This window comes from Hymenobacter armeniacus (assembly GCF_014699055.1).
In the GTDB taxonomy this organism is placed as follows: Bacteria; Bacteroidota; Bacteroidia; order Cytophagales; family Hymenobacteraceae; genus Hymenobacter; species Hymenobacter armeniacus.
The window spans coordinates 190,165-213,320 of record NZ_JACXAC010000001.1 but is presented as its reverse complement, the minus strand read 5'-3'; the positions used below and the strand labels follow the sequence as shown (position 1 = coordinate 213,320).

The 23,156-nt window shown below is 65.7% G+C and carries 15 protein-coding genes; 14 read left to right on the top strand and 1 reads right to left on the bottom strand.

The window, feature by feature from the left end; translation table 11 throughout:
* The first annotated feature begins 113 nt into the window (after positions 1-113).
* From IC234_RS00965 to IC234_RS00930, 8 genes are all read left to right on the top strand, one after another.
* Positions 114-3,446 (top strand): efflux RND transporter permease subunit, encoded by a 3,333-nt coding sequence (locus IC234_RS00965; RefSeq protein ID WP_190921963.1) that lies wholly within the window; start codon positions 114-116, stop codon positions 3,444-3,446.
* Between the two features lie 85 nt (positions 3,447-3,531).
* Entirely contained in the window at positions 3,532-4,722 is a 1,191-nt protein-coding gene (locus IC234_RS00960) for an efflux RND transporter periplasmic adaptor subunit (protein WP_190921962.1), read from the top strand.
* 144 nt (positions 4,723-4,866) lie between these two features.
* Positions 4,867-6,318, top strand: a complete 1,452-nt coding sequence (locus tag IC234_RS00955) for an efflux transporter outer membrane subunit (protein ID WP_190921961.1) — start codon at positions 4,867-4,869, stop codon at positions 6,316-6,318.
* Between the two features lie 180 nt (positions 6,319-6,498).
* Positions 6,499-7,314 (top strand): phosphatase PAP2 family protein, encoded by an 816-nt coding sequence (locus IC234_RS00950; protein ID WP_190921960.1) that lies wholly within the window; start codon positions 6,499-6,501, stop codon positions 7,312-7,314.
* Between the two features lie 225 nt (positions 7,315-7,539).
* Positions 7,540-9,192, top strand: a complete 1,653-nt coding sequence (locus IC234_RS00945) for a TldD/PmbA family protein (protein WP_190921959.1) — start codon at positions 7,540-7,542, stop codon at positions 9,190-9,192.
* A 13-nt stretch (positions 9,193-9,205) separates the two neighbouring features.
* On the top strand, positions 9,206-10,525 hold the full coding sequence (locus IC234_RS00940) for a TldD/PmbA family protein (protein WP_190921958.1): 1,320 nt from the start codon (positions 9,206-9,208) through the stop codon (positions 10,523-10,525).
* 86 nt (positions 10,526-10,611) lie between these two features.
* On the top strand, positions 10,612-12,264 hold the full coding sequence (locus IC234_RS00935) for a TldD/PmbA family protein (protein WP_190921957.1): 1,653 nt from the start codon (positions 10,612-10,614) through the stop codon (positions 12,262-12,264).
* Positions 12,265-12,396: 132 nt separating this feature from the next.
* Complete coding sequence (locus tag IC234_RS00930; protein ID WP_190921956.1) at positions 12,397-13,731, top strand: TldD/PmbA family protein; 1,335 nt, start codon at positions 12,397-12,399, stop codon at positions 13,729-13,731.
* Positions 13,732-13,765: 34 nt separating this feature from the next.
* Here the strand turns inward: IC234_RS00930 and IC234_RS00925 are convergent, their stop codons facing one another.
* Entirely contained in the window at positions 13,766-14,395 is a 630-nt protein-coding gene (locus IC234_RS00925; RefSeq protein WP_190921955.1) for a porin family protein, read from the bottom strand.
* A 160-nt stretch (positions 14,396-14,555) separates the two neighbouring features.
* On the opposite strand from IC234_RS00925, the gene IC234_RS00920 reads away from it, so the two are divergent.
* From IC234_RS00920 to IC234_RS00895, 6 genes are all read left to right on the top strand, one after another.
* Positions 14,556-15,179 carry a DUF4159 domain-containing protein gene (locus tag IC234_RS00920; protein WP_190921954.1) on the top strand — a complete coding sequence of 208 codons (624 nt, stop codon included), beginning with the start codon at positions 14,556-14,558 and terminating at the stop codon, positions 15,177-15,179.
* Positions 15,180-15,327: 148 nt separating this feature from the next.
* A complete protein-coding gene (locus IC234_RS00915) occupies positions 15,328-16,305 on the top strand; it encodes an AAA family ATPase (RefSeq protein WP_190921953.1) in 978 nt (325 codons plus the stop codon).
* A gap of 74 nt (positions 16,306-16,379) precedes the next feature.
* Complete coding sequence (locus IC234_RS00910) at positions 16,380-17,252, top strand: DUF58 domain-containing protein (protein ID WP_190921952.1); 873 nt, start codon at positions 16,380-16,382, stop codon at positions 17,250-17,252.
* A 75-nt stretch (positions 17,253-17,327) separates the two neighbouring features.
* Positions 17,328-18,956, top strand: coding sequence for a BatA domain-containing protein (locus tag IC234_RS00905; protein ID WP_190921951.1), 1,629 nt, complete (start codon positions 17,328-17,330; stop codon positions 18,954-18,956).
* Between the two features lie 29 nt (positions 18,957-18,985).
* Positions 18,986-21,211: a hypothetical protein gene (locus IC234_RS00900; RefSeq protein WP_190921950.1), complete on the top strand. Its 2,226-nt coding sequence runs from the start codon at positions 18,986-18,988 to the stop codon at positions 21,209-21,211.
* Between the two features lie 16 nt (positions 21,212-21,227).
* Positions 21,228-23,018 (top strand): hypothetical protein, encoded by a 1,791-nt coding sequence (locus tag IC234_RS00895; protein ID WP_190921949.1) that lies wholly within the window; start codon positions 21,228-21,230, stop codon positions 23,016-23,018.
* Positions 23,019-23,156: the final 138 nt, after the last annotated feature.

The following is a 23,156-nucleotide window of genomic DNA, read 5'->3' as shown; positions in this document are numbered from 1 at the left end:
TGAACGGTTTCAAGGGGGATAATTTCACATCCGAAGGCCAACATTTCTCTTCAAAATCCGGTTGAAGACCCTTGCGGCCATGGCGACGCGCAAGCATTAGCAGAAGTAGCAGTATGTGGATAGTTAGACTGGCGCTGGCGCGCCCCTACACCTTCGTGGTGATGGCGCTGCTGATTTTGGTGGGCGGAGCGTTGACCATTCAGCGCATGGCGGTGGACATTTTTCCCGACATTCCGATTCCGGTGGTGGGCGTGGTGTGGGGCTATTCCGGCATTTCGCCCGAGGAAATGAACCAGCGCATCATCGTGCCGGTGGAGCGGGCCATCACCACCACCGTGAACAACGTGGAGCACCAGGAAAGCCAAAGCCTCAAGGGCGTGGGCCTGATTAAGGTGTTTTTCCAGCCCGGCACCAACCCCGACGCGGGCGTAGCCCAGGTCACGGCCATCAGCCAGACGCTGCTGCGGGCCTTGCCGCCGGGCATCACGCCGCCGCTGATTATTCGCTACTCGGCCTCGAACGTGCCCATCTCGCAGGTGTCGCTCAGCTCCGAGACGCTGGGCGAGTCGGACCTGTTCGACGCGGCCAACGCCTTCATCCGGCCGGGGCTGGCGGTGGTGCAGGGCGCCTCGGTGCTGCTGCCCAACGGCGGCAAGCCCAAGCAAATTATGGTGGACCTGGACCCCGACAAGCTGGCCGGCAAAAACCTGAGCGGCAACGATGTGGTGAACGCCTTGCTGGCGCAAAACCTCATCATTCCGGCCGGCTCGGCCAAGATTGGCGACCGGGAATACGACGTGAAGCTGAACTCCAGCCCCGAGGCCATTGCCACGCTCAATGACTTGCCGGTGAAGACCATCGACGGCACGCCGGTGTACATCCGCGACGTGGCCTTTGTGCACGAGGGCGCGGCCGTGCAAACCAACATCGTGCGGCAGAACGGGCGGCGCACGGCCATCATCCCCATTCTGAAAAGCGGCGCGGCCAGCACGCTCGACATCATCTCGAAAATCAAAAAGGCGCTGCCCACCATTCAGGCCAACGCGCCCCCCGGCCTGAACATCAAGCTGCTGTTCGACCAGTCGTTTTTTGTGCGGGCCAGCATCAAGGGCGTCATCATCGAGGCCTGCATTGCAGCGGCCCTCACGGCGCTGATGATACTGCTGTTTCTGGGCTCGTGGCGGTCTACGCTCATCATTGCCACGAGCATTCCGCTCAGTATTCTGGTCAGCATCATTGTGATGAATATCCTGGGCCAGACGCTCAACATCATGACCCTGGGGGGCCTGAGTTTGGCCGTGGGCATCTTGGTTGACGACGCCACGGTGGAAATAGAGAACATCCACCGCAACATGGGCATGAAGAAGCTGCTCAAGCGCAGCATTCTGGACGGGGCCCAGCAGATTGCCACGCCGGCGCTGGTGGCCACGCTGGCCATCTGCATCGTGTTTGTGCCGGTGTTTTTTCTGGGCGGGGTGGCGTCGGCCATTTTTGCGCCGCTGGCCACGGCCGTCATTTTCGCCATGCTGGCTTCTTATATTCTGAGCCGGACGCTGGTGCCCACGCTGGTCATGTACCTGCTGCGCAAGGAGTTGCCCATTTACCACGCTCAGCAGGAGCCCGACCTACCCAGCCAGCACCAGCGCAACGGCCAGCCGGTGAGCGACGTGGAGCGCGACCTGGAACGCATCCGGCGGGAGCAATACGAAAAAGCCCATCCCAGCGGCACGCCCGAAGAGGAAGCCGAAGACCCCATCACCGACGAGGAGCGAAAATCAGCCGACGGCATCACCCAAACTTGGGTCTGGAAGTTGCACGTGGCCTTTGAGCACCGGTTTGAGAAGTTCCGGGCCGGCTACGGCAAGGCGCTGGATTGGGCATTGAGCAACCGGCCCAAGGTAGTGGTGGCCTTTGTGGTGCTGTTCGTGGGTTCGCTGGGGCTGTTTCCGCTGATTGGCCAGAACTTCTTCCCCACGGTGGACGCCGGGCAGCTGCGGCTGCACGTGCGGGTGCCCACTGGTACGCGGGTAGAAGAAACGGAAGAGCGGTTCCGGCAGGTGGAAGGCGTGATTCGCCGCGTGATTCCAGCTGAGGAGCTGGACCTGGTGCTGGACAACATCGGCCTGCCGGTGATTCCCATCAACCTGCTGCTGAGCGACAACCCCACCATCGGGGCCGGCGACGGCGAAATCCTGGTGAGCATGAAGGAAGAGCACGGCCCCACGGCCGACTACATCAACGAAATCCGGCGGCGGCTGCGCAAGGAGCAGCCGGATTTGACCATCTTCTTCCAGCCGGCCGACATCGTGAACCAGACGCTGAACTTCGGCCTCCCCGCCCCCATCGACATTCAGGTGACCGGCCGCGACAAGCTGGCCAACCGACGAATTGCGGCCGAGCTGCGGGCCAAAATCAACAAAGTACCGGGCGTGGTCGATGCTTTTGTGTACCAGGCCTTTGACCAGCCGCAGCTGCGCGTCGACATCGACCGCGTGCGGGCCCAGCAGGCCGGCCTGGCCCAGCGCGACATCGCCAACAACGTGCTGGTGAGCCTCTCCTCCAGCACCCAAACCAACCCCAACCAGTGGCTGAACCCGACCACCGGCGTGAGCTACACGGTGGCCGTGCAAACGCCGCCGCGGGCGCTGTCGACGCTCGATGAAATCGGCAATATCGGCGTGACGAGCGCCACCCAGCCGGAGGCCCAGCTGCTGAACAGCTTTGCCACCATTCGCCGCAGCCAAACCACGGCCGTGGCGTCGGACTACAACATTCAGCGCACCGTGGACCTGTACGCCAGCGTGAGCGGCCGCGACCTGGGCGGTGTAAGCAAGGACATTCGTAAAATCCTGGCCGAGGCCGAGAAGAACCTGCCCAAAGGCACCACGCTGGCCCTGCGCGGGCAGGCCGATTCCATGCGCACGTCGTTTGCCGGGCTGGGCCTGGGCCTGGCCGGCGCCATTGTGCTGGTGTACTTGTTGATGGTGGTGAACTTCCAGAGCTGGATGGACCCGCTCATCATCATCACGGCCCTGCCGGGCGCGTTGGCGGGCATTTTGTGGATGCTGTTTGTGACGCAAACCACCCTGAGCGTGCCGGCCCTGATGGGCGCCATCATGTGCATCGGCGTGGCCACGGCCAACTCCATTCTGCTGGTCACCTTCGCCAACGAGCGGCGCGAAGAAGAACCCGACCTCTCGCCCCGCGACGCGGCCCTGGACGCCGGCTTCACCCGCCTGCGCCCGGTGCTGATGACGGCCCTGGCCATGATTATCGGCCTGCTGCCCATGTCGCTGGGCATGGGCGAGGGCGGCGAGCAAAACGCCCCGCTGGGCCGCGCCGTGATTGGCGGGCTGATGCTGGCCACCGTGACCACGCTGTTTTTCGTGCCCATTATGTTTTCGTACCTCAAAAAGCCCGCGCCCGTGCAGAATGCCGCGGCTTGACAATTTGCTACCAAGAACTTGTACGCGAACGTCATGCTTCGACTGCGCTCAGCATGACGACCAGAATTTTGTTTGACCCTTCCTAATGTCTGATTCCAACTCTTCCGGCTCCGGCCGGTTCTGGCTGCTCATCCTCATCGTGCTGGTGGTCTTCGGCGGGCTGTTTCTGTTGGGCTACATGCCGCGTCACAAGCAGGAAAAAGCCCGCGACGCCGAAGCCAGCCAGGTAGCCAACGCCTCCCCCACCGTGACCGTGGCCCCGGCCAAAGCTGCCCCCGATACCACCACCCTCACGCTGCCCGCCGACACCAAATCGAACCGCGAAACCTTCGTATTCGCCCGCGCCAATGGGTTCGTGAAGTCATGGTCGGCCGACATCGGCCAGCGCGTGCAAGCCGGGCAGGTGCTGGCCGAAGTGACCACGCCCGAGCTCGACCAGCAAATTGCCGAAGCCCGCGCCAACCTGGGCCTGGCCCGCACCAGCTACAACCGCCTGGCAGGCGTGGCCCTGCCCGGCGCCATCTCCAAGCAGGAGCTCGACGCGGCCCGGGCGCAGTACGCGGCCCAGCAGGCCGCCGTGCAGCAGTTGCTGGCGCAGCAGGCGTTTCGGCGCATCACGGCACCGTTTAGCGGCATCGTGACGCAGCGCAACGTGGAAGTGGGCACGCTGGTGAGCAGCAGCAACGCGCCCGGCTCGCAGCTCTATAAGGTGGAGCAAACCGACAAGCTACGCGCCTACGTGCAGGTGCCGCAGAACTTTGCGCCGGCCATCAAAAACGGGCTCGAAGCCGATTACCTCGTGCCGGAGTTTCCGGGCCGCGCCTTCAAAGCGAAGGTGGTGCGCGACGCCGGCGCCCTCGACGCCAGCACCCGCACGCTGCTCACCGAAGTACAGGTACCCAACGCCCGCGGCGAGTTGCGGCCGGGCAGCTACGCCCAGGTGCGGTTTCATTTGCCCCGCACGGCCCCCAGCGTCATCATCCCGGCCAATGCGCTGGTGCCCGGCGGCACCGACGCCCGCGTGGCCACGGTGCAAGCCGGCAAGATTCACTACCAGCCCATTGTGACGGGCCGCGACTTTGGCTCGCAGCTGGAAGTGGCGCAGGGCCTGAAAGGCGGCGAGCAGCTGGTGCTCAACCCCGCCGAAACCCTGACCGAAGGCGAGGCCGTGCAAACCAAAGCCTTCACCCCGCCCGCCAAGCCGGCCGGCCCGCCCCCGCCCAAGCCTCGGCCCAACGACCCGGATGCCCCGCGGGTGTCGTCGCCGGTGAAATAGGCTTAGTAATCAGTTATGAAAGTGCGGTCATGCTGAGCTTGTCGAAGCATCTCTACCGCTTCGTTGCATGCGGCCTTGATTGTTGCCGCACGCGAGATGCTTCGACAAGCTCAGCATAACCGCCAGTTTTGACCTTGCCTTGCAATGACATTCCGCCTCTCCCCATTACTAACCTTGCTGCTGCTGGCGGGCTGCGTGCGGCCGCCCAGCTACGCACCGCCCAGCCTGCCCACGCCTACGGCCTGGAAGAACACCGCCGACAGCCTCACGGCCGCCACGCCACCCGCGCCCGTGGCCAGCAGCACGCCGCCCACCGTGAACCAGCCTCCGGCGCCTGGTGCGTGGTGGTCGCTGTTCAAAGACCCCGGCCTGACGGCGCTGGAAGCGCAGGCCACCGCCCAGAACTACAGCCTGCAAGCGGCCGTGGCCCGCGTAGAAAGCGCCCGCGCCAACGTGCGCGTGGCCAACTCCTACCGCGCGCCGCTGGTGACGGTGGACCCGCAGGTGTACCGCACGCGGCTGTCGGCCACGCGGCCGCTGCCGTTTGCGCTGGGCACCAGCAACCTGGGCGTGGTGCAGACGCAGTACTACATTCCCGTGAACGCCAGCTACGAGGTGGACGTGTGGGGCCGCATCCGGAGCAGCGTGCGGGCCGCCGAAGCCGATGCGCAGGTGCAGGAAGCCACCCGCCGCACCGTGCAGCTGTCGCTCACGGCCGATGCGGCCACCTACTACTTCGGCATTCGCGGGCTTGATGCGCAATTGCAGGTGCTCGATACCGCGCGCGCCGACCGCCAACGCAGCCTGGAGCTCACCCGCGCCCGCTTCCAGGCCGGGGTCGACAACGAGATTGCCGTGCACCGCGCCGAAACCGAGCTGGCCAACATCGACGCCAGCGTGGCCGAAACCCGGCGGCAGCGCCTGGGGCTGGAGGCCTCGCTGGCCACGGTGCTGGGCGTGCCCGCCAGCAGCTACGCGCTGCCGCCGCAGGCCGGGCCGCTGCCGGTCCCGGCGGTGCCTGCGTCGTTGCCCGCCGCGCTGCTGGCCCGCCGCCCCGATTTGCAGCAAGCCGAGCGCCGGCTGGCCGCCGCCAGCGCCCGCGTCGACGTGGCCAAGCTCACCCGCCTGCCCACCCTGCGCCTGAACGGCTTTCTGGGCCCGCAAAGCGCCCGGCTGGGTGACCTGGCCCGGATATCCGACAGCTACACCTACTACGTGGGCGGGGGCGTGAGCATCCCCGTGTTCAACGGCGGCCGCAACCGCGCCAACGAGCAAGTGGCCCGCTCCGAAGCCGACGCGCTGGTGGCCGACTACCGGCAGGCCGCCCTGGCCGCGTTTCAGGAAGTGGAAACCAGCCAGGCCGACGTGCGCCAGTACCAGGCCCAGGTAGCGGCTCGCAGCCGGGCCCTGCGCGCCGCCCGCCTGGCCAGCGCCCTCACCAAGGAGCGCTACCGCGCCGGCCTCACCAATTATTTTGAAGTGGTGGACGCCGACCGGCAAACCCTGGATGCGGCCACGCTGCTCACCCAGGCCCAAAGCAACCTGCTGGGCGCCAGCATAGCACTGGTGCGAGCCCTGGGCGGCGGCTGGGAGTAGCCTCCTCAGGTAGGCGGCGCCTTCAGCAATGTCCCTGCTTGCTGAGCAGGGGCATTTTTTTGTGCATTTCGGCAGCAGCGCGTAAAAATCCTCGGTTTCGATGCCGCCAATGTTACGTTAATGTTGCGTTCTCCGTAGAAGCCCGTAGCACCTTCCGTTCCATTACGCTTTCTTCTGTTCATGCGCTCGCAACTGTTCTCCTTCCTCACGTCATTTTTTCTGCTGACGGCCAGCATCGGCCCAGCCTTCGCGCAGGTGCCCACCGCGCCTCCGGCGGCCACCGACACCACTAAGAAATACGCTAACCCCGGCGGCGTTTCTTCGGCCGTAAAAGCGCCCTGGTATAAAAGCAAGCTGGTGAAAGCCGTGGCCATCCCGGCGGTGCTCATCACCTACGGCGCCATCACGGCGCAGGGCGACGCGGGTGTCAACCAACGAAACCGGGAGTTTGTGCAGAAGCAGTTCCGGCCCGTGAGCACCGGATTTGACAACACGCTGATTATTGCCCCCTATTTTGAACTGGCGGCCGTGGCGCTGGCCGGCGTAGAGTCGCGTAACGACCGCATCAATACGCTGCTCATCATTGCCAAAGGTGAGGCCATCATGTTGGCTTCCACGTTTGCCGTGAAATACCTGGCCAAAGAAACCCGGCCGGACGGGTCCGATAACCTGTCGTTTCCGTCGGGGCACACGGCGCAGGCCTTTCTGGCGGCCAGCATCGTGCACACCGAGTTTCGCGACAAAAGCCAGTGGTACGGCATCGGCGCCTACACCATTGCCACGAGCGTGGCCGCCCTGCGCATGATTAATGACAAGCACTGGCAGAGCGACGTGGTGGCCGGCGCCGGCTTCGGCATCCTGTCGGCCCACTTGGCCTACCTAAGCCACCGCAACCGCTGGGGCCGCAAGTCCATCGGGCGCGACGTGGGACTGTCGCCCACTTACTTTGGCAACGGCACGCCGGGCATGACCATCAGTTGGCGCCCCACCAAGTAAGCTCCTGCTCCCCTCTGCTGATTTTTAGCACGAAAAAGCCCCCGAAACCACCCGCGATGCCGGGCGTTTCGAGGGCTTTTTTGTGCCTGTTGGGTTCGAAGCAGGGCCATGTTGGTATTTTTTTGGCAACTGCGCAACGCAATGGGCAGGTTGCTGTCTTTTCCATTAAGATTTGTGCCCATCTTTACGAATCTCCTTTCGCTATTCCCGAATTATTACGCTGCTTTGAAACGACGCGACTTTGTGGGACTGACCGGCCTGGCGGCCGGCGCCCTGTTTTTGCCCGCCTTTCCCAGCCGGGGCGTCACGCCCGTCGACCCCGCCCGGCTGCTGGAACCGGGCCTGGACCCCGCCCAGAAAAAACGCTTGGCCGATGCCGGCCTCAACGCCGCCAAAGCCGCCGGGGCCTCCTACGCCGACGTGCGCATCGGCCGCTACCTCAACCAAAGCATTTTTACCCGCGAGAAGCAGGTGCAGAACATCGCCAGCGGAGAAAGCTTTGGGGCCGGTGTGCGGGTGATTGCCAACGGCACCTGGGGCTTTGCCGCCACCAATACCGTGACCGAGGCCGGCTTGGCCAAAGCCGCCCAGCTGGCCGTGGCCATTGCCAAAGCCAACGCCAAGGTGCAAAATGAGAAGGTGCAGCTGGCTCCGCAAAAAGGCTACGGCGACGTGAGCTGGAAGACGCCCATTCAGCAAAATGCCTTTGAGGTGCCAGTGGCCCAAAAGGTGGAGCTGCTGCTTGCCGCCAACGCCCGGGCCCTCGACAACGGCGCCAGCTTCGTGAACTCCTCGCTCTTTCAAATCAATGAGCAGAAGTACTTCGCCAGCACCGACGGCTCCTACATCGACCAGGACGTGCACCGCATCTGGCCCACGTTTTCGGTCACGAGCATCGACCGGGCCAGCGGCAAGTTCCGCTCGCGCGACGCGCTGAGCGCCCCCATGGGCCTGGGCTACGAGTACCTCACGCCCAAAGAGGCCGACAAAATTGCGGGCCCCGCCGGCACCGGCCTCGTGGGCTACCGCAACAGCTACGACATGCTGGCCGATGCCGCCCTGGCGGCCAAGCAGGTGAAGGAGAAGCTGACGGCGAAGTCCGTGACGCCGGGCAAGTACGACCTCGTGCTGGACCCGAACCATCTGGGCCTGACCATCCACGAATCGGTGGGCCACCCGCTGGAATTGGACCGCGTGCTGGGCTACGAGGCCAACTACGCCGGCACGAGCTTCGCCACGCTGGAGTGGAAGGCCAAGGGCCTGCCCTACGGCTCGCCGCTGGTCAACATCGTGGCCGACAAGCTGCAGCCCGGCTCCCTGGGCGCGGTGGGCTACGACGACGAGGGCGTGAAAACCAAACGTTGGGACCTCATCAAGGACGGTAAGCTCGTCGACTACGAGAAGATTCGCGACCAGGCCCACATCGTGGGGCAAACCGAATCCGACGGCTGCTGCTACGCCGATTCCTGGGACTCGGTGCAGTTCCAGCGCATGCCCAACGTGAGCCTGCAGCCGGGCAAGGCCAAGCTCAGCGTCGACGAGCTTATTAAAGGCGTTGATAAGGGCATCTACATCGCCGGCAACGGTTCCTTCTCCATCGACCAGCAGCGCTACAACTTCCAGTTCGGCGGGCAGGTGTTCTACGCCATTGAGAAGGGCCAGATTACGGGCATGCTCGAGGACGTGGCCTACCAGGCCAACACGCAGGAATTCTGGAATTCCTGCGCCGCCATCTGCGACGAGTCCGACTACCGACTCTTCGGCTCTTTCTTCGATGGCAAAGGCCAACCGTCGCAGGTATCGGCCGTGAGCCACGGCTCGGCCACCACGCGCTTCAACGGCGTCAACGTCATCAACACCGCCCGCAAGCTGGGCTAACCGCTACAATAACATGGCCCTTCTCTCGCAAACCGAGGCTCAGGACATCCTGAAAAAAGTACTCAGCTTCAGCACCGCCGACGAGTGCGAGGCGACGCTCAACGGCAGCAGCGCCGGCAACGTGCGCTCGGCCCGCAACTCCATCAGCACGGCCGGCGCCTCCGACAACGTGTCGCTGGCCGTGCAGTCGCGCTTCGGCAAGCGCACCGGCCTGGCCACCTGCAACGAATTCGACGACGCCAGCCTGAAACGCTGCGTGCAGCGGGCCGAGGAAATTGCCCGGCTGGCGCCCGAAAGCCCGGAGTACGTGCCCCTGCTGGGTCCGCAGAAATACCTGGCCTCGCCGGGCTCGTTTGTGCAGCGCACCGCCGACATCACCCCCGACTACCGGGCCCAGCAGATTGGGGCCAGCATGGCGCTGTGCGACCAGCGCAAGCTGTCGTCGGCCGCGTTTTTCAGCGACTCGTCGGGCTTCGTGGCCAAGCGCAACAGCAAGGGCCTGGAGGCGTACCAAAAGCTGAGCAGCGTCGACTTTTCCATCACCGTGCGCACGCCCGACGGCACGGGCTCGGGCTACGCCATTGCCAACTACTCCGACCTGGCCCGGTTCGACGCCGCCCGCCTCACCCGCGTGGCTGCCGACAAAGCGGCGTCGTCGGTGGGCGCCAAGGCGCTGGAACCGGGCAAGTACACCGTCATTCTGGAGCCGGCCGCGGCCATCGACCTGCTCAACAACATGATGGGCGCCATGGATGCCCGCAACGCCGACGAGGGCCGCAGCTTTCTGAGCAAGAAAGGCGGCGGCAACAAGAAGGGCGACAAGGTGTTCGACGAGCGGGTGACCATCTACTCCGACCCCACCCACCCCGACGTGCCCGACCTGACCTTTGCCGGCGATGGCCGGCCGCAACAGAAAGTGACCTGGGTGGAGAAAGGCGTGGTGAAAAACCTGTACTCCTCGCGCTACTGGGCCCAGAAAGCGGGCATCCCCGACATTCCACCCCCCGGCGGCTGGATAATGGAAGGCGGCACCCAAACCACGGCCGACCTCATCAAGGGCACGGCCAAGGGCATTCTCGTGACGCGCCTCTACTACATTCGGGCCGTCGACCCGCAGACGCTGCTGTACACCGGCCTGACCCGCGACGGCACGTTTTACATTGAGAACGGGCAGATTAAGTTTCCGGTGAAAAACTTCCGCTTCAACGAAAGCCCGGTCATCATGCTCAACAACCTGGAAGCCCTCGGCAAGCCGGTGCGCCTGAGCGGCAGCCTGGTGCCGCCGCTCAAAATCCGGGACTTCACCTTCACCAGCCTCTCCGACGCGGTGTAAAGCAACCCGTCGGTTCTCACCGCTACTTTAGCCAGGGCCTTGCGCTGCTTCGGCTCGCCACTCCTTCATCACTTCAGTACCCTTCAATGAAACGTCGCGACTTTGTGGGAATTTCCGGCCTGGCGGCCGGCGCCCTGTTCTTACCCAGCTTTCCGGGTTTCGCCGGCGACCTTGTGGACCCGGCCCGCCTGCTGGAGCCGGGCGCCGATGCCGCCCAGAAAAAACGCTTGGCCGACGCCGGCCTGAACGCGGCCAAAGCCGCCGGGGCCTCCTACGCCGACGTGCGCATTGGCCGCTACCTCAACCAGGGCATCTTCACCCGCGAGAAGCAGGTGCAGAACATCGCCAGCACGGAGAGCTACGGCGTGGGCGTGCGCGTAATCGCCAACGGCACCTGGGGCTTTGCCGCCACCAACACCGTGACCGAAGCCGGCATTGCGAAAGCCGCGCAGCTGGCCGTGCAGATTGCCAAGGCCAACTCGAAAGTGCAAAAAGAGAAGGTGCAGCTGGCGCCCGAAAAAGGCCACGGCGAAGTGGCCTGGAAAGCCCCCATCCAGCAAAACGCGTTTGAAGTCCCGATTAAGGACAAAGTAGATTTGCTGCTGGGCGTCAACGCCAAAGCCCTGGACCTGGGCGTGAATTTCATTAACTCGGCCCTGTTCCAGGTGAACGAGCAGAAGTACTTTGCCAGCACCGACGGTTCCTACATCGACCAGGACATTCACCGGATTTACCCCACGTTCAGCGTCACGGCCATCGACCGGGCCAGCGGCAAGTTCCGCTCCCGGCAGTCGCTGAGCTCGCCCATGGGCCTGGGCTACGAATACCTCTCGGCCAAGGCAGCCGACAAGGTAGCCGGCCCCGCGGGCTCGAACGTGGTGGGCTACAAGAACAGCTACGACATGCTGGAAGACGTGGCCGCCGCGGCCAAACAGGTGAAGGAAAAGCTGACGGCGAAGTCCGTGACGCCGGGCAAATATGACCTCGTGCTGGACCCCCACCACCTGGGCTTGACCATCCACGAATCGGTGGGCCACCCGCTGGAGCTCGACCGCGTGCTGGGCTACGAGGCCAACTACGCCGGCACCAGCTTTGCTACCTTGGAGTGGAAGGCCAAGGGCATCCCCTACGGCTCGAAGCTGGTCAACATCGTGGCCGACAAGCTGCAGCCCGGCTCGCTCGGGGCCGTGGGCTACGACGACGAAGGCGTCAAAACCAAACGTTGGGACCTCATCAAGGACGGCAAACTCGTCGACTACGAAAAGATTCGCGACCAGGCCCACATCGTGGGCCAGAAGGAATCGGACGGCTGCTGCTACTCGCAGTCGTGGCAGGACGTGCAGTTCCAGCGCATGCCCAACGTGAGCCTGCAGCCCGGCAAGGCCAAGCTCAGCGTCGACGAGCTTATTAAAGGCGTTGATAAGGGCATCTACATCGCCGGCAACGGTTCCTTCTCCATCGACCAGCAGCGCTACAACTTCCAGTTCGGCGGGCAGGTGTTCTACGCCATTGAGAAGGGCCAGATTACGGGCATGCTCGAGGACGTGGCCTACCAGGCCAACACGCAGGAGTTCTGGAATTCCTGCGCCGCCATCTGCGACGAGTCCGACTACCGCTTGTTCGGCGCCTTCAACGACGGCAAGGGCCAGCCCTCCCAAAGCTCGGCCGTGAGCCACGGCTCGGCCACCACGCGCTTCAACGGCGTCAACGTCATCAACACCGCCCGCAAACTCGGCTAACTCCTCAACGTCATGCACAGCGCAGCGAAGCATCTCGCCTGTGGTAAGTAACTGAATACTTGCGCGGGAGAGATGCTTCGACAAGCTCAGTATGACGGCCTGAACCTCATCAACAAATCAGCACATCAACTCATGCCCATTCTTTCTAAAGACGAAGCCCAGACCATCCTCAAAAAGGTGTTGAGCTTTAGCACGGCCGACGAGTGCGACGCCACCCTCAACGGCCGAACCGGCGGCAACGTGCGCTCGGCCCGCAACACCATCAGCACGGCCGGCGCCCTCGACAACGTGTCGCTGGTGGTGACGAGCTACTTCGGCAAAAAAAGCGGCACCGCCACCTGCAACGAGTTCGACGACGCCACCCTGCGCCGCTGCGTGCAGCGGGCCGAAGAAATTGCCAAGCTCGCGCCCGAAAGCCCCGAGTACATGCCCCTGCTGGGCCCGCAGCAATACACCGAAAGCACCAAGGCGTTTGCGGCCAGCACCGCCGCCATCGACCCCGACTACCGGGCCCGGCAGGTGGGCGCCAGCACGGCGCTCTGCGACCAGCGCAAGGTGACGTCGGCCGGCTTTCTGGAAGACATGGCGGGCTTCGTGGCCAAGCGCAACAGCAAGGGCCTCGAAGCCTACCAGCAGTACACCAACGTGGAGTTTAGCGTGACGGTGCGCACGCCCGACGGCAAAGGCTCGGGCTACGCCGCCGCCGACTACACCGACGCCAGCAAGTTCGACGCGGCCCGGCTGACCCGCATCGCGGCCGAAAAGGCGTCGTCGTCGGTCAACGCCAAGGCGCTGGAGCCCGGCAAGTACACCGTCATTCTCGAGCCCAACGCACTGCTCTCCAACGTCGACACCTCGCTGATGGCCGTGCTCATGGGCAGCCTCGACGCGCGCTCAGCCGACGAAGGCCGCAGCTTCCTGAGCAAGAAGGGCGGCGGCAACAAGAAGGGTGAAAAGCTGTTCGACGAGCGGGTGACGATTTACTCGGACCCGATGAACGCCGAGATTCCGGACATCACCTTTGCCGGCGACGGCCGCCCGCAAAAACGCGTGACCTGGATTGAAAAGGGCGTGGTGAAGAACCTCTACTCCTCGCGCTACTGGGCCCAGAAGGCCGGCATTCCGGACCTGCCCCCGCCCGGCGGCTGGATAATGGAAGGCGGCACCCAAAGCACGGCCGACCTCATCAAGGGCACGGCCAAAGGCATCTTGGTGACTCGCCTGTGGTACATCCGCCCCGTCGACCCGCAGACGCTGCTGTATACCGGCCTGACCCGCGACGGCACGTTCTACATCGAGAACGGCCAAATCAAGTTCCCCATCAAGAACTTCCGCTTCAACGAGAGCCCGGTCATCATGCTCAACAACCTGGAAGCCATCGGCAAGCCGGTGCGCCTGGGCGGCAATCTGATTCCGCCGCTCAAAATCCGGGACTTCACCTTCACCAGCCTCTCCGACGCGGTATAAGAACGCAGCGTGGACTGGACCGAGTCCACGCTGCTTATTTCCCGCCGCCGAACTGGAAGGCCGCGTATACCTGGTACACGCGGTTTTGCAGGCGCGGGTCGTTGATGCCGGACAGGTTCTGCACGTCGTTGATGTCGTTGAGGCCGGCCACCAGCCGGGCGCCCAGCGAGAAGTTGGAAGCCAGTTTGAGGCCGGCGCCGCCCACCAGGCTGAAGTCGCCGCGCTTGAAGCTGCCCGTGGCCGGACGCGACACGTTGCCGTAGGCGGGCGTGCCGTCTTCGGCCAGGCCCACCTGCATGTTGCCCGACTGGTCGGCATTGAGCAGCACGCCAAACTGCGGCCCGCCTTCTACGAAGACCGGCCCCACGGTGAGCTTGGCCAAGATGGGCACCGTGAGGTAGTGCAGCTGGCTGTCGTAGTTGGTGAAAGCCGATTTCAGATTGCCGCCCTGCAGCGAGTACTGCACTTCGGGCTGAATGGAAAGTGGCCCCAGCAAGTGGGCTTGGTAGAAGACACCAACGTGGTAAAAGGCTTTGTACGAAGCGCTTTCGCCGTCGCGACCCGTGAGCTCGGCCACGTTCAGGCCGCCCTTCACCCCAAACTGGGCGTGCGCGAAGGGCGTGATGAATAAGGTTAACAGACCAATAACGAGGAGCTTTTTCATAGCAAAATGCATAACGAGAGCGTAGAATACGGGCCGATGGAATTCCACCAGCGGTTGTTTCCAACGTAGTACGAGTGGGAATTATTCCTTGTTGGCGCGCGGCCTTTCCGCTCCGGCTTCAGTGCCAGTCCATTACACCCTTTTTCAGCTACTGCATTCTGTGCCCGCTGCCCCTTTCACTTTTGTGCGCCTGAAGTACCACTCCGGCGACTGGGACGCGGTGGACGAGCGCATGCCCGCCAACCTGCTGCACTCGCTGGTGCAGTACACCACCGTGCCCGTCGACCCCAAGGAAAAAGTGGTGGCGCTTGACAGCCCCGAGCTGTTCAACTACCCTTTCTGCTACCTGAGCGGCCACCGGCTGGTGCAGTTTTCAAGCGCTGAAAAACAGAACTTTACCCAGTACGTGCGCAACGGTGGCTTCGTGTTTGTGGACGACTGCAACCACGACATCGACGGCCTGTTTGCCCGCTCCTTTGAGGAGCAGATGCGGCAGTGTTTCGGCGCCGGCGCCCTCAAGAAAATCCCCAAAACCCACCCGATTTACTCGCAGTTTTTCACCTTCAAAGACGGCCCGCCCAATACCGGCTTTGAGCTGAACGGCTGGGGCGACGACCTGGTGCACGACTACCTCAAAGCCATCGAAATCAAGGGCCGAATCGGCGTGCTGTATTCCAACAAAGACTACGGCTGCGAGTGGGACTACGACTTTCGCAACAAGCGCTTTCTGGCCGAAGACAACACCAAGTTTGGGGTGAACATCCTGCTGTATGCCTTGACGTGAATGACGGGCAAACGTCATGCTGAGCGTAGCCGAAGCATCTCGCGTGCCATCACTAAATCACAGATGTTGTGAAAATTGAATTACTACCACACGCAAGATGCTTCGGCTACGCTCAGCATGACGTGCCTTTTCCTCTCCCGATAACCGAATGACCGAACAAGAAGTAAACGCCCTCCTGGCCAAGCTGCCCGTCCTTAAGGCCGAGATTGCCAAGGTCATCGTGGGCCAGGAAACCGTGCTCGACGAAGTGCTGGTGGCCCTGCTGGCCGGCGGCCATGCCCTGCTCGAAGGCGTGCCCGGCCTGGCCAAAACGCTGCTGGTGCGCACCCTGGCGGCGGCCACCGACCTGCCCTTCCGCCGCATCCAGTTCACGCCCGACCTGATGCCGACCGACATCCTGGGCACCGAGGTGCTGGAGGAAGACCACGGCACGGGCCGCCGCTCCTTCAAGTTCAACCCCGGGCCCATTTTTGCCAGCCTGGTGCTGGCCGATGAAATTAACCGCACGCCGCCCAAGACGCAGGCCGCCTTGCTCGAAGCCATGCAGGAAGGCCACGTGACCTACGCCGGTACCGAGCACGCGCTGCCCAAGCCCTTCTTCCTGCTGGCCACCCAAAACCCCATCGAGCAAAGCGGCACTTACCCGCTGCCCGAAGCCCAGCTTGACCGGTTTCTGCTCTATGTGCGCATTGGCTACCCCACGGCCGACGAGGAGCTGGCGGTGCTGCGCGGCACCACGGGCGCGGCGGGGCAGCCGGTTTCGCCAGTGCTGGGCGGGGCCGACATTCGGGCGCTGCAGGCGCTGGTGCGGCAGGTCAGCCTCAGCCCCGAGCTCATGGACTTCGTGAACCGGCTGGTGCGGGCCACGCGGCCGGCCACGTCGGAAGTGGCCTTTATTAAGGCGTATGGACGCTGGGGCGCGGGGCCGCGGGCCGGGCAGGCGCTCATCCTCTGCGCCAAGGCGCGGGCCCTGTTGCACGGCCGCTTTGCCGCCACGCTGGAGGACATCCGGACGCTGGCGCCGCCCGTGCTGCGCCACCGGGTGCTGCTCAACTTCAACGCCGAAGCGGAGAACCTGACGGCCGACGACGCTGTGGCGGAGCTGCTGAAAGCAGTGAAGGTGTAGCGCGGACTTTCAGGCCCAAGTAAGCGTCTTTGCATTCAATCCCTGATTCGCGGACTAAAAGTTTGCGCTACCTCATGCTGTCTCCCGAACTCCTGCACGGCTTGCGCAACTTGTCCCTGGCCGCCCGGCAAGCGGCCGAGGGCTTCCTCAACGGCGCGCACGCCAGTCGCCGCCACGGCGCGGGCATGGAGTTCAGCCAGTACCGCCCCTACCAGCCCGGCGACGACCTGCGCCGCCTCGACTGGCGCCTGGCGGCGCGCTCGGACCGGTACTACCTGCGCGAGTCGGAGGTCGACACCAGCCTGACGGTGCACCTGCTGCTGGACGCCAGCGCCAGCATGAACCACCGCGACGACAACGGCCTCACCAAGCTCGACTATGCCCGGCTGCTGCTGGCCGCGCTGGCCTACCTGGCCACCCAGCAGGGCGACGCCGTGGGGCTGACCGTGCTAAGCCCTGCCGGCCTGCGCCACTTGCCGCCCCGCGCCGACGCCCGCCAGCTCCCGCGCCTCTACCACGCCCTCGAAACGGCCACGGCCGCCGGCCACTTCCCCGACGCGGCTACCCTGGCCCCGCTCACGGCCCGGCGGCAGCGGGCCCTCACAGTGTGCGTGAGCGACCTGTACGAGGAAACCGGCGAAATCCAAGCCCTGCTCACCCGCCTGCGGGCCGTGAGCGGCGACGTCTTGCTGCTGCATGCAGCAGCTCATAACGAGCTTTCATTCAGCTACAAAGGCCCGATTACTTTCAGAGATTTAGAAAGTAACCAAACCATTCAGCTTGATGCCGACCAGCAGCGCGCGGCCTACCTGCAACAGCTGCAGCACTGGCTGCGCGAAACCGCCCAAACCGCCCGCCGTCAGGGATTCGATTACCACTTACTCAATACGTCCCAACCGCTGGACGGCGCCATGCGCGAGTTTCTGCGCCGCCGCAATGCCACGTAGCGATGGGCCCCGATTCGGCCGAAATCCGTTTGGCCAAGCGCTACTTTCCTACCTTCTACACCTTCCCTTTTCGCCTTGCTCACCCTGCTCACCCCTTCTGCGTTGCTGGCTTTGCTGGGCTTGCTGGTGCCGGTGGCCATCCACTTGTGGAACCGCCGGCCGGGCCGCGAGGTGCCGGTGGGCAGCCTGCGCTGGCTGGCCGCGGGCGCCAACCGCCGCCTGCGCAACCTGAGGCTGGAGCAGCTTGGGCTGCTGCTGCTGCGGGCCGCGCTGCTGGCGGTGCTGGCACTGGCGCTGGCCGGCCCGGTGTGGCAAAGCGCGCGGCCGCGCGGCCGGGGCCAGGTGCTGCTGAGCCCCGAGGTGCTGGGCAACCCCGCTCTGGCCACCCTGCGGCCTACGGTGGACTCGCTGCGGCGGCGGGGCTACGGGCTGCGCTGGCTGACGACGGGCTTTCCCAAAATGTCGGAGGCGGCGTGGCGGGCCCAGGCGGCCGGGCCCCGCGACAGCGCCCGTTTGCTGAGCGCCGGGCCGCGGGCCGGCAGCTTCGGCTGGGCCCGCGTGCAACAGGCGGCCGACGCCTTTGCCGGCCAGCCTTTGTACGTGCTGACGCCGGCGGCGCTACGCAGCGTGCAGGGCCCCCACCCTGCCTTGCGTTCCGGCATCACCTGGCAGACGCTGCCCAGCCTATCCAGCGCCGCCTGGCTGCAGGACGCTACTCAGCGCGGCGACAGCCTGTACCTGACCATTGGCCGCAGCACGGAATTGCAGACGACTTTCCGGAGAGCCGCTGCAGGTGTGCCCCGGAGCAGCGGTGAGAAAATTCGGGTGCCGGGCCTGGCGCCGCTACGCTACCAAGCTACCGCTGGCAAGCCGGCGGCCTTGGTGCCGGCCCGGCCGGCTGACGGTGAGCGAGTTGGCCCAGCGACTACCATTGCTGCGGCCCCGCTGGTTATTGAGCTATATGCCGCGCCGGGCTACGCAGCCGAGGCCCGCTACCTGAAGGCAGCGCTGCGGGCCGCCGCGGTGGGGTTTGCGGTGGCGCCAACCATTCGGCTGAGCGCGGTGCCACCTCGCCCGGGCGCTGACTGGCTGTTTTGGCTGACCGATGAGCCGCTGCCCGAGGAATGGCGCGTGGCCGCGCAAAACGGCGCGCAAGTCTGGCAGGAAGCTGCCGCGCCGGGAGTGGCCGACGACGCCCGGCTGGTGCCGGAGCTGGCCACCGAAGCGCCGGTTCATATTCTCCGGCGCGACGGCGAGGGCGCGGCGCCGGCCGACCAGCCGCTCTGGCGCGATGGCCGGGGCCGGGCAGTTCTTTCGGTCCGGCCGTTGGGCCAGGGGGCGCTGTACCGGCTGCACACCCGTCTAAACCCTGGCTGGAGCGACCTGGCCGACAACCCAGCTTTGCCGGCCCGCCTGCTGGCGCTTTTGCGCCCGGCGCCGGTCGATGTTCAGGTGGCGGCCACCTCGGCAACCGACCAGGCCTTGGCGGCGCTCGACCAGCGGGCGCTGGACCCTGCGCAGCTGCCGGCTGCCCGCGGAAGCGAAGCCGGCCCGCGAGCGGCTTTGGCCACGACTTCAGTGCCTACTGCTTTCCAAGCGGCCGATTTGCGCCCCTGGCTGGTGCTGGCCGCGGGACTTTTATTCGCTCTCGAACGCCTGCTGGCTTTCCGCCGGGAAAAACGGGCCATTATCACGCCGCTATGAGCCAGGCCTTAGAATCAGCTTCCGCCAGCATGACTGGTGCCCAAGCCCGCCAGCGGCTGGCCGCGGTGCGGCATAGCTATGCGTGGCGGCGGGCGGCGACCGTGCTGCTGCCAGCGGTGGCGGCTGCCCTGCTGCTGGGGCTGCTGGCGCAACGCTGGCCGGCCAGCCGCGGGATGCTGGCAGCAGCGGCCGTCGTCGGCTTGGGCATAGGGGTCTGGCTCTTGTGGCCGTTGCGACGCCTACGCCCAGCCGTGATAACGGCCCGGCTCGACCGCCAATTTCCGGAGCTGGAGGATAGCGTCGGCCTGCTGCTGCGCGGGGCCGATGAGCTTAACCTGCTGGAGCGGTTTCAGCAGCGCCGGGTGGGCCAGCGGCTGCACGTATTGCAGGAGGAAAGGCGGCTGACCATTCCGGTTTCGTTCCGGCGCTCGGTTTGGGCTACCGGGCTGCTGCTACTGGCTGCGGCTGTAGCGTGGTGGTGGCCCGCCAAGCAAGCGGGCCGCGCGCCCCGTGCCGTGGCGGTACATTTCTCCGAAAAGCAGGCCACCGTGGCGGGCCAAGCGCCCGCCCGCATCGCCGAAACCCAACTGCTGGTGACGCCGCCGGCCTACACCCGCCAGGCGGCGTTCGGGCCGGCGCAGGCATCTTTTCAGTGCCCGGAAGGGTCGCGGGTGCGCTGGCAGGTGCGAGTGAGCCGCGCGGGCCGGCTGGCACCGACGCTGGAAATTGGCCGGCTCCGGCAGCCGATGCAACCGGTAGCGGGGCAGCCGGGACGGTATTACACGGAGCTGACGCTTACCGCCTCCACCCTCTACCGGCTGCGGCTGGGCGGCACCGTGTCCGACGATTACGCCATTGACGTGCGGGCCGACCAGGCCCCGGTGCTGCGCATTCAAACCCCCAAGCCCTACACGCTGGTGGAGGCCTACGGCCAGCGGCCCGAAGTAGCGGTGCGCGCCACCGCACGCGACGACTACGGCCTGAGCCGGGCCGAAATGGTCATCACCGTGGCCCAGGGCCAGGGCGAGGCGGTGAAGTTTCGGGAGGTGCGGCGCGACCTGACGGCGGCCCTGCGCGGCGGCGCGGCCCAGGCCAGCCTCACCGGCGCACTCAACTTGCCCAGGCTGGGCCTCACCTATGGCGATGAGCTGTACTTCTACCTCACGGCGCGCGACAATGCCGGCCACACCTCCCGCACCGACGCCTACCTGGTGCAGTGGCAGGACACCGCCGTAGCCGACAGCCCCGCCGACGTGGGCATGGGCGTGAAGGTGGCCCCCGCCTACTTCCGCAGCCAGCGCCAAATCATCATCGACACCGAAAAGCTGATTGCCGAAAAGCCGAAGCTGGACGCGGCCACCGTGGCCAGCCGCGCCAACGCCCTGGGCTTCGACCAGCAGACGCTGCGTCTGCGCTACGGCAAGTTTATGGGCGAAGAATCGGAGCAGGCCATGGGGTCGGCGCCGCACTCGCCCATTGCCGAAGAGGAAGAGGCCCCCGGCCCACCCACCGCCGAAGCCCCCGACGAGCACCCGCACGAGGACCACGCCGCGCCCCTGGCGGCGTCTTCGGCCAAAGCCTCGCCCACGGCCGAAACCGATGAGCTGATGGACCCCTACATGCACAAGCACGACGACGCCGAAACCGCCGACTTCCTGGAGCCCGCCGTGAAAGCCAAGCTGCGCGCCGTGCTCGACGAGATGTGGGCGGCCGAACTGCGCCTGCGCACCGGCCAGCTGGCGGCGGCCCGCCCCTACGAATACCGCGCCCTGCGCCTGCTGAAGCAGGTGCAGCAGCAAACCCGCGCCTTCGTCAAGAAAGCCGGCTTCACGCCGCCGCCCATGCCCGAAGCCACCCTGCGCCTCACCGGCGAGCTGAAGGGCGCGGCCGCCCCGCGCCGCCAGCAGCAGGTAGCGGCCGCGGTGTCGCAGCCGGCGGTGCGGGCCGCCCTGCGCTGGCTCGCGGCGCACGCGCCCGGCACCAAGGCCCGGCCGGCCGAGGCGCCGGTGCTGGAGCAAGCTGGCTCGGTGCTGGCCGGGGCGGCGCTGGAGCGGCCGGGGCTGTATCTGCCGGCCCTCAAAGCCTTGCGCCAGCTGGTGGCCGACGTGCGCGCCGGCCGCCCCACCTGCCCCGACTGCCGCCTGCCCGTGGAGCGCGCCCTCACCGACCTGCTGGCCGCGCCCAGCCCCGTGCCCGTGCCGCCGGCTGCCCCCGACCGGCTGGGCCGGCGTTATTTCCAGGAGTTAAGCCGCTAGCATGCCCCCATTTATCATGGCCCAATCTACTGCCTATTACGTTTTGCTGGGGTTTTGCGTGCTGCTGGGCCTGGGGCTGCTGGCGCAAGCCTGGCGCGGGCATCGGCGGCGCATGCTGCGGGCGCTGGCGGGGCTGGTAGCGGCCGAGGCGCTGTGGCTCACGGCCTTTCCGCCCACGCGGCAGGTGCCGGCGGCGCGCGGCCAGGCCATTCTGCTCACGGCCAACTACTCGCCCGATACGCTGCGGCAATTGCTCCGGCGGCTGGGTGCTGGCACGCCGGTGTGGCGCTACGGCGACTTGACTGCTCCCAACAAAACCCGACCACTCAACTCCTTGCTAACCCTGGCCGAGCAGCAGCCCAAGCTGCAGGGTTTGCACGTCATCGGGCGGGGCTTGGCGGCGGCCGAGCTGCCGATGCTGGGCAATATGCCCATCAGGCTGCACCCGGAGGCGGCCGCGGCGGGGTTCAGCACCGCGTTATGGGAAAGCAAGCTGCCCTTGGGCGACGTGCTGCGGGTGGAAGGCACGGCCTTGTTGCCCAAGGCTGATGCCCCGGCCTGGGCCTGCCTGCTGGCGGCTGGCACCGTGCGCGACTCGGTGCGGGTGCCGGCGGGCGGCGGGCCTTTCCGGCTGCGCTACCAGCCCAAAACAGGGGGGCTGAGTTTGTACGAGCTACAGTTGCGCCGCGGCGGCCGTCAGCTCGCGGCTGAGCCCGTGCCCCTGGAAGTGACCACGCCGCCGCTGCCCGCGGTGCTGCTGCTCACCGCCACGCCGTCGTTTGAGTTCAAGTACCTGAAAAACTACCTCGCCGAAACGCATTACCCCGTGGCCTTGCGCACCACCGTAAGCCGGGGCTTGGTGCAAACCGATTTCGTGAACCAGCCGGCCACCGACCTGGCCCGTCTCACGCCGGCCCTGCTGGCCCGCTACGCCATCGTGGTGGCCGATGCCGCTACCCTGGCAGCCCTGACGCCCGCCGAAACCGGCGCGCTGCAAGGCGCCATCACGGCCGGGCGCCTCGGCCTGCTGGTGGTGGCCGAAGCGGGGCCGCTCCCGCGCAGCGTGCCGGGGCGGACTGATTTTGCGGTGTTGCCCCGGGCGGCCGCACAGGCTTCGGCCCAGCCCCTCACCTGGCCCGATGCGCCGGCCGGGGCCCGGGCGGCGCTGCCCGCCCAACTGCGGCCCGCGGCCGGCCTGCAGCCGTTGGCCAGCGGCCCGGGCCAGGCCGTGGCCGCCGCCAACCGGCGGGTGGGGCTGGGATTTGTGGCGGTATCGCTGGTGCCCGAAACCTTCCCGTGGGGGCTGCAAGGCCGCCCGGACCTCTACCGCTCCTATTGGAACCGCCTGCTGACGGCCGCCCGGCCCCCCGCTCCTACCGAAGCCGCCTGGCAGGTAGGCACGCGCTGGCCGCGCCCGCAGCAGCCGCTGCTGCTGCACCTCACCGCTGCTTTTCCCAAAAGCCAGCCCACCGTTCGGGCTCTTTCAGCAGGGCCTACTGTCCGATTGGCGCTGCGCCAGGACACCCGCCTTCCCGAATGGAGCACGGCCCAGTTCTGGCCGCAGGCACCGGGCTGGCACAAGCTCACTGGTCCGGGGCGCGTCACGCATTCGTTCTACGTGTACCCAGCCGGCGCCTGGGCTGGGCCGGAACGAGAGGAACGCCAACTGGCAGTGGTTCAGCAAGCCATGGCGGCGCCCGGCGCGGCCGTGGCAAGTGAAACTGTGGCTCAGCCCTGGCCGGCGGGGTGGTTTTTCGCCCTGTTTCTGCTGGCAGCCGGGTACCTTTGGCTGGAAGAAAAGCTGTAGCGCGAGGTTGTATAGAGACGCATATTTGCGTCTCGTCGTTGAACGTCTGGCGCCTTCTTGAATAGGGAAACGCACCCTCTACGGCGCTTACAACGAGACGCAAATATGCGTCTCTACATTATAGATACACGTCCAAAC

Bases quoted from the DNA above. Each gene is read 5' to 3' on its own strand.
- IC234_RS00965 (WP_190921963.1), top strand. From the start codon at position 114: ATGTGGATAGTTAGACTGGCGCTGGCGCGCCCCTACACCTTCGTGGTG.
- IC234_RS00960 (WP_190921962.1), top strand. From the start codon at position 3,532: ATGTCTGATTCCAACTCTTCCGGCTCCGGCCGGTTCTGGCTGCTCATC.
- IC234_RS00955 (WP_190921961.1), top strand. From the start codon at position 4,867: ATGACATTCCGCCTCTCCCCATTACTAACCTTGCTGCTGCTGGCGGGC.
- IC234_RS00950 (WP_190921960.1), top strand. From the start codon at position 6,499: ATGCGCTCGCAACTGTTCTCCTTCCTCACGTCATTTTTTCTGCTGACG.
- IC234_RS00940 (WP_190921958.1), top strand. From the start codon at position 9,206: ATGGCCCTTCTCTCGCAAACCGAGGCTCAGGACATCCTGAAAAAAGTA.
- IC234_RS00935 (WP_190921957.1), top strand. From the start codon at position 10,612: ATGAAACGTCGCGACTTTGTGGGAATTTCCGGCCTGGCGGCCGGCGCC.
- IC234_RS00930 (WP_190921956.1), top strand. From the start codon at position 12,397: ATGCCCATTCTTTCTAAAGACGAAGCCCAGACCATCCTCAAAAAGGTG.
- IC234_RS00925 (WP_190921955.1), bottom strand. From the start codon at position 14,395: ATGAAAAAGCTCCTCGTTATTGGTCTGTTAACCTTATTCATCACGCCC.
- IC234_RS00915 (WP_190921953.1), top strand. From the start codon at position 15,328: ATGACCGAACAAGAAGTAAACGCCCTCCTGGCCAAGCTGCCCGTCCTT.
- IC234_RS00910 (WP_190921952.1), top strand. From the start codon at position 16,380: ATGCTGTCTCCCGAACTCCTGCACGGCTTGCGCAACTTGTCCCTGGCC.
- IC234_RS00900 (WP_190921950.1), top strand. From the start codon at position 18,986: ATGACTGGTGCCCAAGCCCGCCAGCGGCTGGCCGCGGTGCGGCATAGC.
- IC234_RS00895 (WP_190921949.1), top strand. From the start codon at position 21,228: ATGGCCCAATCTACTGCCTATTACGTTTTGCTGGGGTTTTGCGTGCTG.